The 13,405-nt window shown below is 70.9% G+C and carries 12 protein-coding genes and 1 tRNA gene; 4 read left to right on the top strand and 9 right to left on the bottom strand.

The features are described 5' to 3' along the window. Window positions 1-11 precede the first annotated feature (11 nt). Entirely contained in the window at window positions 12-428 is a 417-nt protein-coding gene (locus tag ACIQFZ_RS02325; protein WP_141358564.1) for a Fur family transcriptional regulator, read from the top strand. Window positions 429-564: 136 nt separating this feature from the next. On the opposite strand, the gene ACIQFZ_RS02320 is transcribed toward ACIQFZ_RS02325, so the two are convergent. The 3 genes from ACIQFZ_RS02320 to ACIQFZ_RS02310 all read right to left on the bottom strand — a co-directional run bounded on the left by ACIQFZ_RS02320 (window position 565) and on the right by ACIQFZ_RS02310 (window position 5,742). Next, window positions 565-638: transfer RNA gene (locus ACIQFZ_RS02320), tRNA-Met, on the bottom strand. Window positions 639-709: 71 nt separating this feature from the next. Further along, on the bottom strand, window positions 710-2,539 hold the full coding sequence (locus tag ACIQFZ_RS02315) for a tetratricopeptide repeat protein (RefSeq protein ID WP_402690413.1): 1,830 nt from the start codon (window positions 2,537-2,539) through the stop codon (window positions 710-712). A 218-nt stretch (window positions 2,540-2,757) separates the two neighbouring features. Beyond that, window positions 2,758-5,742, bottom strand: a complete 2,985-nt coding sequence (locus ACIQFZ_RS02310; RefSeq protein ID WP_365424875.1) for a UPF0182 family protein — start codon at window positions 5,740-5,742, stop codon at window positions 2,758-2,760. Between the two features lie 176 nt (window positions 5,743-5,918). Between ACIQFZ_RS02310 and ACIQFZ_RS02305 the strand changes: the two genes are divergently transcribed. Beyond that, the gene (locus ACIQFZ_RS02305) at window positions 5,919-6,461 is read left to right on the top strand and encodes a PPA1309 family protein (protein WP_365424871.1); all 543 of its coding nucleotides are present in this window, start codon (window positions 5,919-5,921) and stop codon (window positions 6,459-6,461) included. A gap of 54 nt (window positions 6,462-6,515) precedes the next feature. Here ACIQFZ_RS02305 and ACIQFZ_RS02300 read toward each other — a convergent pair whose 3' ends face one another. The 4 genes from ACIQFZ_RS02300 to ACIQFZ_RS02285 all read right to left on the bottom strand — a co-directional run bounded on the left by ACIQFZ_RS02300 (window position 6,516) and on the right by ACIQFZ_RS02285 (window position 9,708). Further along, window positions 6,516-7,613: a PDZ domain-containing protein gene (locus ACIQFZ_RS02300; RefSeq protein WP_365424869.1), complete on the bottom strand. Its 1,098-nt coding sequence runs from the start codon at window positions 7,611-7,613 to the stop codon at window positions 6,516-6,518. Between the two features lie 50 nt (window positions 7,614-7,663). After that, the gene (locus ACIQFZ_RS02295) at window positions 7,664-7,885 is read right to left on the bottom strand and encodes a hypothetical protein (RefSeq protein ID WP_365424879.1); all 222 of its coding nucleotides are present in this window, start codon (window positions 7,883-7,885) and stop codon (window positions 7,664-7,666) included. Between the two features lie 84 nt (window positions 7,886-7,969). Then, a complete protein-coding gene (locus tag ACIQFZ_RS02290) occupies window positions 7,970-8,428 on the bottom strand; it encodes a molybdenum cofactor biosynthesis protein MoaE (protein ID WP_365424867.1) in 459 nt (152 codons plus the stop codon). Between the two features lie 170 nt (window positions 8,429-8,598). After that, the gene (locus ACIQFZ_RS02285) at window positions 8,599-9,708 is read right to left on the bottom strand and encodes an SDR family oxidoreductase (protein ID WP_365424865.1); all 1,110 of its coding nucleotides are present in this window, start codon (window positions 9,706-9,708) and stop codon (window positions 8,599-8,601) included. Window positions 9,709-9,901: 193 nt separating this feature from the next. On the opposite strand from ACIQFZ_RS02285, the gene ACIQFZ_RS02280 reads away from it, so the two are divergent. Together ACIQFZ_RS02280 and ACIQFZ_RS02275 are read left to right on the top strand one after the other, a co-directional pair. Then, window positions 9,902-11,377 (top strand): zinc-dependent metalloprotease, encoded by a 1,476-nt coding sequence (locus ACIQFZ_RS02280; protein ID WP_402690412.1) that lies wholly within the window; start codon window positions 9,902-9,904, stop codon window positions 11,375-11,377. Continuing rightward, window positions 11,374-11,889 carry an NUDIX hydrolase gene (locus ACIQFZ_RS02275; protein WP_365424861.1) on the top strand — a complete coding sequence of 172 codons (516 nt, stop codon included), beginning with the start codon at window positions 11,374-11,376 and terminating at the stop codon, window positions 11,887-11,889. Before ACIQFZ_RS02280 ends, ACIQFZ_RS02275 begins: the two co-directional genes overlap by 4 nt. Before the next feature lie 62 nt (window positions 11,890-11,951). Here ACIQFZ_RS02275 and ACIQFZ_RS02270 read toward each other — a convergent pair whose 3' ends face one another. Together ACIQFZ_RS02270 and ACIQFZ_RS02265 are read right to left on the bottom strand one after the other, a co-directional pair. Continuing rightward, on the bottom strand, window positions 11,952-12,707 hold the full coding sequence (locus ACIQFZ_RS02270; RefSeq protein ID WP_365424859.1) for an AIM24 family protein: 756 nt from the start codon (window positions 12,705-12,707) through the stop codon (window positions 11,952-11,954). A 17-nt stretch (window positions 12,708-12,724) separates the two neighbouring features. Further along, the gene (locus tag ACIQFZ_RS02265) at window positions 12,725-13,405 is read right to left on the bottom strand and encodes an AIM24 family protein (RefSeq protein WP_402690411.1); all 681 of its coding nucleotides are present in this window, start codon (window positions 13,403-13,405) and stop codon (window positions 12,725-12,727) included.

Genomic DNA, 13,405 nt, shown 5'->3' with positions numbered 1-13,405 from the left:
GGCTGGTCGGTATGAGTGACCTTCTGGAACGGCTGCGCGGACGCGGATGGCGGATGACCGCGCAGCGGCGCGTGGTGGCCGAGGTCCTCGACGGCGAACACGTCCATCTGACGGCCGACGAGGTCCACGCCAGGGCTGTCGCCAAGCTGCCCGAGATCTCCCGGGCGACCGTCTACAACACGCTGGGCGAGCTGGTCTCCCTGGGCGAGGTCCTGGAAGTCGCCACGGACAAGCGCGCCAAGCGGTACGACCCCAACGCGCACCAGCCGCACCACCATCTGGTCTGCGCCGGCTGCGGCGCGATCCGCGACGTCCATCCGAGCGGCAACCCGCTGGCCGACCTGCCCGACTCGGAGCGCTTCGGCTTCACGGTCTCGGACGTGGAGGTCACGTACCGCGGCCTGTGCCCGAACTGCGCGGCGGCCTGACCCGCCACACTCGTGAGAAGGACCCCCGGCACCTCGACGGTGCCGGGGGTCCTTCTTTCGTGATCCGTCCTCGGGAGCGCCTCCGGAAACACCGAGGGCCGGAACCCTTGATCGGATTCCGGCCCTCGGCCTTCAGTAGCGGGGACAGGATTTGAACCTGCGACCTCTGGGTTATGAGCCCAGCGAGCTACCGAGCTGCTCCACCCCGCGTCGATGAATGGAACATTACGTGACCGGCGGACCAAGAAGCAAATCGCTTACGGGGGCGCCGGTGATCCACGTCAGGCCGACAGCTCCTCGCGCAGCGCGTCCCGCAGGCGCGCGGCCCGCTGGGCGACCTCCGCCGGCCCCAGCGCCACGGCCCGGTCGGCCCACCCCTGTCCCTCGGCCAGCTCGCCGCGCCGCGCGTGCACCAGGGCGAGCCGCAGCGCCGCCCGCCCGTGCCCGGCGTCGGCCGCCCGCGCCCACCACGTGGCCGCCTCGGGCTCACTGCCCTCCCGGGCGAGCAGCAGCCCCAGGTTGAACGCGCCGTTGCGGGACCCGGATTCCGCCGCCCTGCGGTACCACCGCGCCGCCTCGACCACGTCCCCACGGGCCGCGGCCAGCATCCCGACCCGCACCTGCGCGCGCCGGTGCCCCTGGCCGGCCGCCCGCTCGTACCACTCCTCGCACTCGGTCTTCTCCTGGATCGCCGGCTCCCCGAGCCCGTGCGCGGGCGCCGGTGGGCGCCGGGCGTCGAGCACGGTGGCCAGCCGGTACGCGGCCTCCGCGCTCCCGCCGCCGGCCGCGCACCGCAGGTGCCGCTCGGCCGCCCGCTCGTCGCCCGCCCGCAGCCGGGCGATCCCCACCTGCAACGCGGCCTCCGTGTGCCCGGCCGCCGCCGCCCGCTCGTACCACCGCAGGGCCTGGGGGTCCAGGTTCCGTCCGGCGTAGAGGATCCCCAGGTTGAACGCGGCGTCGACGCTCCCGGCCTCCGCCGCCTTGGAGAACCACGGCTCGGCCCCGCCGGTGTCGCCGCCCTGGAGCAGCAGGACGGCCAGCGCGTTCGACGCCTCCCGGTGCCCGGCGTAGGCCGCGCGCCGGTACCACTGCTCGGCCTGCGCGGTACGGCCCTGCTCGGCGCAGAGCAGCCCGAGGTTGTAGGCGCCGTTGATGTCGCCCGCGTCCATCGCCGCCCGGTACCACCGCTCGGCGGTCTGCGTCTCGCCGCGCTCGGCGTGCAGCGCGCCCAGCGCGTTCGCCGCGTTGCCGTCGCCGTCCTGCGCGGCTCTCAGCCACCACAGGGCCGCGTTCTCGGCGTCGCCGGCGTCCCGCAGCAGGAACCCGAGCGCGCAGGCGGCCCTGGCCTCGCCGTCCTTGGCGGAGGTCAGGTACCAGCGGCCGGCCTCCTTGAGGTCGCCGCGCCGCTCCAGGATGGCGCCCAGGTGCAGGGCGGCCCGCCGGTGCCCGCGCGCGGCGGCCTGGCGGTACCACTGCTCGGCCTCCGCCATCAGTCCGGCCCCGTCGCCACCGGGCTTTCCCCCGGCCCGCCGGTCCAGCGCCCGCGCCAGCCGGTACTCCGCCTCCCGGTGCCCCCGCTCCGCGGCGACCCGCATCCAGCGCTCGGCCCCGGTCTCGCCGCGGTGCTCCAGCAGGTCGGCGAGGACGTAGGCGCCGAGGACGTGCCCCTGCTCGGCGGACTGGCGCAGCCAGTATTCGGCGGCGGGCTCGTCGCCGCGCTCGCGGTGGTGCCGCCCGAGCGCGTGCGCGGCCGCCGCGGAGCCGGCGACGGCGGCGATACGCCACCACCCGGCGGCCTCGTCGGCATATCCACGCTGGTGGAGCAGGACTCCCAGGTTGTTGGCCGCGGCGCGGTCACCGCCCGCGGTGGCGGAGCGCAGATGGGGTTCGGCTCCGTCGAGATCGCCGCGGCGCAGCAGCATGGCCCCGAGGACGCTCATGGCCTCGACGTCGCCCGCCTCGGCGGCGAGGCGACGGCGCGCCAGCTCGGCGGCCTCGTCGGCGGCCGCCACGGACTCGTCCCGGGTCTCGCCTCCGGTCTCCTCGGAGTCGGAAGCCTGCACAAATCGCCCCGTCTCGAACAGAGTTGCCTTGTCCCCCATAACGTCCATCGTCGCACCACCTGCAACCCGGGTACATCTGTAATACCCCAGCCAGTGAGGTCACTTCAGCGTTTTGTCGACATGCCCACAGAGAGACAAGTCAAACACAGATCGCCCAACTCCCCACGGCGGCACGGCCGCCGGGCCTGTCGGCACATGCGTTCGCCCACGGCGAAGGGCCCGGATCCGCAGTACGGATCCGGGCCCTTGGGCTAGAGGGGGAGCGATCAGCCCCCGCTCGGGCTACCGCTCGGACTGCTGTCCGGTGTCGGACCGGCGCTCGCACCCGGGCTCGCGCCGCCCTTGCCGGCGCCGTTCTTCCCGCTGCCGCCGGCCTTCTCCGCCTGCGCGTCCTCGGCCCGCTTCAGCGCGTCCTGAAGGTCCTTCTGCGCCTGGCCGTACGCCTGCCAGTCGCCGTTCTTCAGGGCGGTCTGACCGTCGTCGAAGGCCTTCTGGGCGTCCTTCAACGCCTCCTGGACCGTCGGGTTGCTCGACGGCGGCGGGTTGGTCTTGCCACTGCCGGTGCCACCGCCGCCGGTCTCGGGGCCGGGTGGCTCGGTGGTCGAACCCTCCGTGCCGAAGACCTTGTTGAGCGCCTTGTCGAGCGTGTCCTCGAACGCGGTGTTCCCGCCGTACGTCACCAGGACCTTGCGCAGCAGCGGGTACTTGAGGCCGCCGCCGCGCAGGTAGACCGGCTCCACGTAGAGCAGTCCGCCGTCGAGCGGCACCGTCAGCAGGTTGCCGTACTCGACCTCCGAGTCGCCGCCCTTCAGCAGCCGGATGGACTCGGCGATGGAGGGTTCGGAGTTGAACTGGCTCTGCACCCGCTTCGGGCCGTCGATCGTCTTGCCCGTGGGCAGCTTCAGGATGCTGATCTTGCCGTAGTCGCTCGTGTTCGCGTCGGCGTTGACCGTCATGAACGCGCTCAGGTTGTCACGGCCGTTCGGCGTCATCGTCGTCGTCAGCGAGAACGTCTGGGACGACTCACCGGGCATCTTGAGGCTCAGGTAGTACGGCGGCACCGCGTCGCCCGACTTGTTGGTCGGGTCGTTGGGGATCTGCCACACCTCGCTGCCGCTGAGGAAGGTCTGCGCGTCCGTGACGTGGTAGCGCGTGAGCAGCTCGCGCTGCACCTTGAACAGGTCCTGCGGATACCGGATGTGGGACATCAGCTCCGGAGAGATGTCCTTCTTCGGCTCGACCGTGCCCGGGAACGCCTTCATCCAGGTCTTCAGGACCGGGTCCTTGGTGTCCCACTGGTACAGCTTGACCTCGCCCGTGTAGGCGTCGACGGTCGCCTTGACCGAGTTGCGGATGTAGTTGACCTGGTTCTGCTGGGCCACCACCCGCTGGTTGTTGGCGGCGGTCAGCGAGTCCAGCGTCGTGTCCCCGAGGGTGGTGCGCGAGGAGTACGGATAGCCGTTGGTGGTCGTGTAGGCGTCGACGATCCACTGGACGCGCCCGTCGACCACCGCCGGGTACGAGACGCCGTCGATCGTCAGCCACGGGGCGACCGCCTCGACGCGCTGCTTGGGCGTGCGGTTGTACAGGATCCGCGAACCGTCGCCGATCGCGCCGGAGTAGAGGATCTGCGGCTCGCTGAACGCCATCGCGTACGCGGCCCGGTTCAGCGGGTTGGAGAGGCTGACACCGCTGTTCCCCTTGTAGCTGGTGGTCTTCTCACCGCTGTCGTCGGAGTAGTCGATCTCCTTCTGGGGACCGCCGACGATGGAGTAGGTGCTGGTCTTCTCGCCGTAGTAGATCCGCTGCTCGTACCGCGGGAGGTCGCCCGTGGACGGCAGGTTGTACTCGGTGAACACCGGGCGGCCCTCGGAGTCGGCCTCGGTGCCCTTGGCCGCGACCACGCCGTAGCCGTGGGTGTAGCGGAAGTGGTCGTTGATCCAGTTGTTCTTCGGGATCCCGGCGAGGTTCAGCTCGCGCAGGCCGATGACGGTGTCCTGGACCTTGCCGTCCTTGGTCTTGTACCGGTCGACGGCCAGGTTGGACGGGAACCCGTAGTAGTTGCGCACCTGCTGGAGCTGCTCGAACGTCGGCGAGACGATGTTCGGGTCCATCAGCCGGTAACTGGCCGTGTCGGCGGCGGCGTCCCGCAGCTTCGCCTTGTCCTGGGTACTGCTCGTGCCCGCGTAGTCGGCGACCTTGGAGTCGTCGATGCCGTACGCCTCACGGGTCGCCTTGAGGTTCTTCTGGACGTACGGGGCTTCCTTGGCCTGCTCGTTCGGCTCGACCTGGAACTTCTGCACGATCGCCGGGTACAGGCCGCCGATGAGGATGGCCGAGAGCACCATCAGGCCGAACCCGATGACCGGCAGCTGCCAGGTGCGCCGCCACAGGGTGGCGAAGAACAGCACCGCGCAGATGACGGCGATGCAGAACAGGATCGTCTTGGCCGGCAGATAGGCGTTGGCGTCGACGTACCTCAGGCCCGTCCAGTTTCCGGTCGCCTTGAAGTCGCTGGACTTCACCGCCAGTCCGTACCGGTCGAGCCAGTAGGCCACCGCCTTCAGCGTCACGAAGACGCCGAGGAGCACCGACAGGTGCCCGGTCGCCGCGGCCGTGGCACGCGCGCCGGGGCTGGTGACGCGCAGCCCGCCGTACAGGTAGTGGGTGAGCACCGCGGCGATCAGGGACAGGATCGTGGCGGCGAAGCCGAAGCCCAGCAGGAAGCGGTACCAGGGCAGGTCGAAGGCGTAGAAGGAGACGTCCAGGTGGAACTGCGGGTCCTGCTTGCCGAACGGCACGCCGTTGACCCACATCAGCCAGGTCCGCCACTCGCTCGCGGCGGAGGCACCGGCGATCAGCCCGACCAGCGCCGTGATGCCGCACAGCAGCCACTTCTTGTACGGCGCGATGCTCATCCGGTAGCGGTCGAGGTTCTGCTGCTCCATCGACATGGCGCTCAGCGGCGGCCGCAGCCGGTGCGCCAGCCAGATGTTCAGTCCGACCGCGGCCGCCATCAGCAGGCCGAAGACGAAGAACAGTCCGATCTTGGTCCACAGTGTGGTCGTGAACACGGACGAGTAGTGCACCGACCGGTACCACAACCAGTCCGTCCAGAAGCCCGCGAACATGGCGAAGACCATGCCGAGGACGGCGAGGACGCCCAGTGTCATGAGCAGGGTCCTGGCACGCCGGGACGGACGGCCCACTCTCATCCGCGGCCCTGTCGGGCCTCCGCCGCGGTCCGGCATCTGGAAAGCCAAGGTGTGCACCTCGAAAGTCGCTGTTGGTTCGGTTTCGTTGCGTCAGGCCCCCGAGTCCGTGGACCGTACGGTGGGCCCCCGGAATCGTGGGCCCACACCTATGCAACTTACTCACCGTTTACTCGGTTCCCGATTCCGCCCAGGAACGAGGCAGGATTGTGACCATGTCCAACACTCCCATGGCAGCGAACCCGCTCACCCGGGCGGTACTCGAAATCGACGAGTACGCCTCCGGCCTCGGCTGGGACCAGCCCGCTCGCCTCTTCGCCCTCGTAGACACCGCGCGGCTGCGGACCCAGGAACCCGCCCTCGCGGCCCAGCTCGGCCTGGAGGACGAGCAGGAGACCTCCGGTCTCACCCCGGTCGAGCAGGACGAGGTCCCGGCCGACCGGCCCCTCGACGAGTTCCTCGCCACCATCGCCTGGCCCGATGCGGTGGCCGGCTGCGCGCTGACCGTGGAGCGCCTGATGCTGCCCCCGTCCGCCGAGGCGCAGGTCCCGCAGGGACTGGACGGGCCGAAGCTGGCGAAGTGGGTGGCCGTTCACCCCGAGCGCCAGGAGGTCCGCATGACGGTCGCGGTCCTGCGCGACGGCGCCCGCGAGTCGGCCCTGCGCCTGCGTGAGAAGGACTCCGCCACGGAGGTTCTCACCGGCGCCGACCTGGTGCCGGGGCTGGCCGAGGCCCTGGCCGCGACCTTCGAGGACTGAGCTCCGCCCGCCGCCCTTCGGTACCCGTCCGGTACACGGCCGGGGCGCTGCCCGTCAGCCCTTGGCCGTGCACTTCGGCAGATCGGCGGTCTTGCCGCCGCGGATGTCCTTCAGTGCGGTGAGCGCGTCGCCCATCGTGTGCACCTTGACGAGGGTGAGCCCCGAGGGGGTGTCCTTGGCGGCGGCCGCGCAGTTCTCGGCGGGGGTGAGGAAGAACTGGGCACCCTTGCTGCGCGCGCCGACGGTCTTCATCTCGATCCCGCCGATCGGGCCGACCTTGCCGTCATCGTCTATCGTCCCGGTGCCGGCCACGAACTTCCCGCCGGTCAGGCTGCCCGGCGTGAGCTTGTCGTAGATGCCGAGCGCGAACATCAGTCCCGCGCTCGGGCCACCGACGTCGGCGAGCTTGATGTCGATCGTGAACGGGAACGTGTGATCGGTCCCGGCGGAGATCCCGACGATGGCCCGCTTGGCCCCGGTGTCGGCGGACTGCGCGGTCGTGATGGTGACGTCCTTGGTGACGGTCGCCGTCCTGTGCTGCTTCGCGGCGTCGGCCTGCTCCTTGGCCGGCACGATCGTGAAGACCACGTTCTGCCCGGGCTCGTGCTTGGTGACCAGCTTGGAGACGTCGGAGGGCTGCTTGACCGGCGCGCCGTCGACGGCCCTGATGACGTCGCCCGCGTGCAGCCTGCCCTGCGCCGGGGTGTCCTTGACGACCGTGGAGACGATCACCCAGGACTGCACCGGGATACGGAGTGCCTTCAGGGCGGCGACCTTGGCGCTCTCCTGGGAGAGGGTGAACTCCTCGGCGTTCTCCTGGGTCGACTGCTCCTCCGTCTTGCCGTCGGGGTAGAGCGTGTCGTGCGGGACGATCTTGCTGTCGTGCGCCAGCCAGCCGTAGACGGCCTCGACGAGGTTCATGCGGTATTCGGCGCTGGTGACCCGGACGGTGGTCATGTTGAGGTGGCCGTCCGCCGGGTAGGTCTTGCGGCCGGAGATCTGCAGCACCGGCTCGCCGCCGTGCTCGCCCAGGGTGTTGACCGTCGGCCCCGGTGACATCTCCGAATACGGCACGGGGAACAGGACTCCCGCGCACAGGAGCGCGATCAGCATCAGGGTGGAGGCGAGCATCGTCGCGGTGCGGCGTGGCATGACTCGACAGTACGGGACGGTTCTGTCAGCGCACCGTCAGGGCGGAACGCTCATGTACCGGAGTGGGACCTCTCCATGGCCTCACGGAAACGGGCGTAACCGTCCAGCTCGGGACCGTCGCTGCGCGCCTTGCGGGTCCGGTTCGCCCAGCTCCCCCACAGTCCGGCGCCTATCGCAGCCATAAACGGAATCAGCAACCAGGCGAGCGCCGCCATGCCGACCTCCCAACCCCAGATGAGCGACAGCAACTGACTGATCAGCAGATTAACCATCCGCACTGACAACGCTCACGCCAGGGGTTCGGTTACGCAACCGGAACTGCGGCGACGGGTCTCCGAGCGCCGGACGCCGGCGAGCTAGGCGCCGACCCATTCCTCGGTACCGTCCGAGAACCTCTGGTGCTTCCAGATCGGCACCTCGTGCTTGAGGTCGTCGATCAGCTTCCGGCAGGCCTCGAAGGCCTCGCCCCGATGCGGACACGACACCCCGACGACGACGGCGAGGTCCCCCACCTGCAGGTCCCCCACACGGTGCACGGCCGCCAGCGCCCGGACCGGGTACCCGGCGGCGACCTTCTCGGCGACCCGGCGCATCTCCGCCTCCGCGCTGGGATGGCAGGAGTACCCGAGCGCGTCGACACCCGCGCCCCCGTCGTGGTTCCGCACGGTCCCCACGAACAGCGCGGTCCCGCCGGCGGCGTCGTCCCCGAGCGCCTTGAACACCTCGTCCAGGGAAAGCGGGGTCTCCCTGACGCCGATCAGCTTGATGGGGTCCTCGGCGGCGTACTCGCCGGGATGATCGTTGGTGGCTGCCATGCGTCCATCGTGCCGCACACGCGGAAGGCCGGGGAATAGCGCGATCACCCCGCACGCGCGCGTGCGGGTTCGGAGTGTCCTACAGGACGTGCCTGGTACAGGGGGGTGCCTCGTACAGGGACTGCCTCATACGGGGACGGCCGCGTCCGAAAGGCCTCGCGGTTTGCCTCTCAGCGTCGGCGTGCCTTCCGGGCCCGCCGCACCACCGCCGCCGCGCCCAGCAGGGCCACCGTCGCCCCGGCCGCCCCCGCCGCCGTCGCGTCCTTGCGGCCCAGGCGCCGCCCGGCGACCGTGTGCCGCCCGGACACCTCCTCCAGCAGCGCCTCGAGGACCTCCTCGTTGGTCCACCGCGGCCGCCATCCGGCGTCGTGCAGCCGGCTGCCGCTCACCACCCACGGGTACATCGTGTACGCCAGGTCCCCCGCCGGAGACGGCGTGAGCCCGATCCGGTGCAGCCGGGCCGCCGCCCCCAGCGCGACCGCCGACGGCAGCTCCATCCGGCGGATCCCGCTGAGCTCCTCGACCTCCTCCTGCTCCAGCCACCCGTCGCACCCGACGACCAGCTCCCCGTCGACCTTCTCCAGCACGGCGTACTCCAGGGCGCTGCACAGGTCCTCCACGTGGCAGAACTGCCACGCGGGCCGCGACCCGGCCACGACCAGCAGGCGCGGCGACTCGAAGTACCTGGTCAGCGCGGTGTCCGTGCCGCCGACCAGCACCGCGGGCCGGACCACGGAGACGTTCAGCCCGGGGTGCGCCCGCGGCGCGCGCCGCGCCAGCCGCTCGATCTCCAGCAGGTCCCCGACCCCGGTCGCCTCGGCGGTCGCCCGCAGCTCCGCATCCTCCGACAGCGGCAGCTCGTTGTCCGGCAGCGCCCCATAGACCATCGCTGAGGTGCACAGCACCACGCGGTGCACCCCGGCCGCCGCCGCCGCGGTCAGCACGGTCTGCGTCCCCCGGACGTTGTACGCCGTCCGGGCGGCCGAATCGGTCTCCAGGTCGAGGTCGAGCGCCAGATGCACCACGACGTCCGCGCCGCGCAGCTTCTCCGCGATCACCGGATCCCGCACGTCGAGGATGTGCCACTGCGCCGCCGCGCACTCCCCGCGCCGCTCGTCGATGGCGATGACCTGCCTGACCTCGGCGGACTCTGCCAGCCGCTCGGTGAGCAGCGCGCCGATCCCGCGGGCGGCTCCGGTGACCGCGACGACGGGCCCGCGCGCGGCGGGAGTGCTCTCGTGGTTTCGCGCTGCGCGAACCTGTGGATCTGGGGAACTCACCGGGCGTCTCCAGCGGTTGTCTTCACATACGGGCGCGAATGACGCGTACGTACCAGGTGGCATCCATCCTGCCGCAGGCGTTCTGTCGGCGAAGCACCGAGGCCCGAACCGCTCGCGGTGTCTACGCTGGGTGGTGTTGTCGGGCAGCCGCGCCGCCGGAGAGAACCGGTGGCCTTACCAGCCGAGGAACCCCGTGAGTGACACCCCATTCGGATTCGGCCTTCCGCCGGAGGAGCCGGACGACGGCGACGAGGGCAAGAAGAAGGACCAGCAGAGCGGCGGTGAGCAGGGACCGGCCAACCCGTTCGGTTTCGGACTGCCCGGAGCCGGAGGCTTTGGCGGGCCCGGCGCCGACAATCCGCTCGCAGCCATGTTCGGTTCGCTGAACCGCACCGACCTGGGCGCGGCGTTCCAGCAGCTCGGCCAGATGCTCTCCTACGAGGGCGGGCCGGTGAACTGGGACATGGCCAAGCAGATCGCCCGCCAGACGGTCTCCCAGGGCACCTCCGACGGCACCAAGGACGCCAGCGTCGGTCCCGCCGAGCGCACCGCGGTCCAGGACGCCGTCCGGCTCGCCGACCTGTGGCTGGACGACGTGACGTCCCTGCCGTCCGGCGCCGGCTCCGCGGTGGCGTGGTCCCGCGCGGAGTGGGTCGAGGCCACCCTGCCGGCGTGGCAGGAGCTCGTCGACCCGGTCGCCGAGCGGGTCGGCGCCGCCATGGGCGACGTGCTGCCGGAGGAGATGCAGGCCATGGCCGGCCCGCTGATCGGCATGATGCGCTCCATGGGCGGCGCCATGTTCGGCACGCAGATCGGCCAGGCCGTCGGCGTGCTGGCCGGCGAGGTCGTCGGCTCGACCGACATCGGTCTGCCGCTCGGCCCGGCCGGCAGGGCCGCGCTGCTGCCGTTGAACATCGAGGCGTTCGGCAAGGACCTGGGCGTGCCCAAGGAGGAGGTGCGGCTGTACCTCGCCCTGCGCGAGGCCGCCCACCAGCGCCTGTTCTCGCATGTGCCGTGGCTGCGCTCGCACCTGTTCGGCGCGGTCGACGGGTACGCGCGCGGGATCAAGGTCGACACCGCCAAGCTGGAGGACGTGGTCGGCCAGTTCGACCCGCAGAACCCCGAGCAGTTGCAGGACGCCCTCCAGCAGGGCATGTTCCAGCCGGAGGACACCCCGGAGCAGAAGGCCGCCCTGGCCCGCCTGGAGACCGCTCTGGCCCTTGTCGAGGGCTGGGTGGACGCCGTGGTGCACGCGGCGGCCAAGCCGCGTCTGTCGTCCGCCGACGCGCTGCGCGAGACGCTGCGCCGCCGCCGGGCCTCGGGCGGCCCGGCCGAGCAGACGTTCGCCACGCTGATCGGCCTGGAGCTGCGCCCGCGCCGGCTGCGGGACGCCTCCCGTCTGTGGGCCTCGCTCACCGACGCGCGCGGGGTGGAGGGCCGCGACGGCCTGTGGGCGCACCCGGACATGCTGCCCACCGCCGCCGACCTGGACGACCCGGACGGCTTCGTGCACCGCGAGCAGATGGACTTCTCCGAGCTGGACAGGATGCTCGGCGAGGCGGCGGGCGGTTCCGCGCCGAAGCCGGACCTGCACAAGAAGACCGAGACCACCGGGACCACCGAAGACGACAAGGACGCCGAGAACCGCAAGGGCGACAACACCGAGTGAGCCTCCACGACGACGCGGTCCTCGTCCTGCGGGAGTACGGGGAGCAGGAGGATCTGCGCCCGCTCTACCTGGAACACCTGCAGACGCGTCCGGACGGCCTGTGGAAGGCCTGCGCGGACGGGCACATCACGGCGAGCGCCCTGGTGATCGACCCGGAGCGCGGCCGGGTGCTGCTGACCCTCCACAGGAAGCTGCGCATGTGGCTCCAGATGGGCGGCCACTGCGAGCCGGAGGACGCCACGCTGGCTGACGCCGCCCTGCGCGAGGCGACCGAGGAGTCGGGCATCGAGGGGCTGGTCCTGCTGCCCGGCGGTCCCGTCCGCCTCGACCGCCACCACACGCCGTGCGCGTGGCATCTCGACGTCCAGTACGCCGCGCTCGCGCCGAGCGGGGCGGTCGCGGCCATCAGCGACGAGTCCCTGGACCTGCGCTGGTTCGCCTACGACGACGTGCCGGACGTGGCGGACAAGTCGGTCGTCCGCCTGCTGGAGGCGACGCGCGCCAGGCTCTGACCGTGCTCTGACCATGCGAGGGGCGACCACCGGTGGTGGTCGCCCCTGCCCGTGGCCTCGGCTCAGCCCCAGACGTTCCCCTGGTTCTGTCCCCGCGCCCCCTGCTGCCCCATGCCGAACTGCGCGGCGAGGCCCTGCCCGATCACCGCGTTCTGCGGCGGCAGCAGCTCGCTGGGCTGGACGAGCGCGTAGCCGCTGCCCATGAAGCTGAGCTCCCAGCCCTCGCCGGTGTTGCCGCGGCGCCGCCACACGCCGGTGGAGTGCGTCTGGGCCTGCATCTGTACGCGCAGGCCGGTGGACCAGGCGACGATCGCGTCTGCGTCGCAGTTGACGTACTTGTCCGGCGTCACCTGCATCAGCAGCGGCGCACCGGAGGTCATCAGTGCGACCCTGCCGTGGCCGGTGATGTTCAGCTGGTACTTCCCCGAGCCGGAGATGCCGTACATGCTGTCGACGGCGACGGCCTCGTGGTACAGCGAGGAGTCCATCGCCAGCACATAGCTGCTGTCGACGGTCAGGCCGTCCTGTTCGACGTCCATGATGTGCACGTACTGGGCGAGGTTGGCGAGGTAGACCGTGCCCTGTCCGTGGCAGCGCATCAGGTCAAGGCCCTCGCCGGTGTACGCGCGCGTGCGTGCCTGGCTGCCGGTCTGGTACTCGGCGTCGAACTCGATCATGCCCTGGTAGGCGACCATCGCGCCCTTGCGGGCGAGGATGTCGTCGTGGCCCTCCAGGGTGACGCGCAGCATCTGCTTGTTCTGCAGGCTCCAGCGCTCCTGCGTCTGGGCTTCGTTGAAGGCGAAAAGCGGGCTCTGCATGGTCTCCTGTCTCCCCCTCAGCCGCGCGTCCGCAGGCGGTCGGTGCTGTCCTCGCTGGGCTGTACGACGACGATGCCCTGACCGGAGAAGGCCATCTGGTAGGCCTCTCCGCTGCCCCGGCCGATCAGGGACTGCGCTCTGAAGCTGCGCTTGCCCTTCACCTTCAGGTTCGGCGACCAGGCGACGAGGGCGTCCGGGTCGACATAGGTCTCGTTCTCGCCCTCGCCGCAGTCGACGACGATCGGCTCGCCCCAGGAGGTCAGCGCCACCCAGCCCTGTCCGGAGATCCTGGTGTTCCACAGGCCCTGCCCGGCGAACTTCGCCAGCCCCTTGACCCGCTCGACGCCCCAGGTCAGGCCGGCGTCGAAGGCCAGCAGGTTGGTGGCGTTGACGGAGATCGCGTCACCGCCGAGGTTCATGACGACGACGTTGGCTCCGTAGTCGGCGAGGTAGAGCAGTCCGTCACCGGTGCACTTCATCAGGGGGGCGCCCTCGCCGGTGACCCAGTCGCGCGCGATCTGGCGCACGGCCGAGGGGCTGGGCTCGTACTGGATGAAGCCCTCGTAGGCGACCATCGAGCCCACGCGCGCGAAGAGGTCGTTCCCGGTCTGCATGGCGACCTTCAGCATGTGGCTGCCGTGGTTCTCCATGCGCGCGGTGACGGGTGCGGGGGCGTAACCCGCGAGCGGCTGGTTCAT

The organism is Streptomyces sp. NPDC093064 (genome assembly GCF_044754605.1).
Classification (GTDB): domain Bacteria; phylum Actinomycetota; class Actinomycetes; order Streptomycetales; family Streptomycetaceae; genus Streptomyces.
The sequence above is the reverse complement of the archived record's forward strand: the minus strand, read 5'-3'. Positions and strand labels throughout refer to the sequence as shown.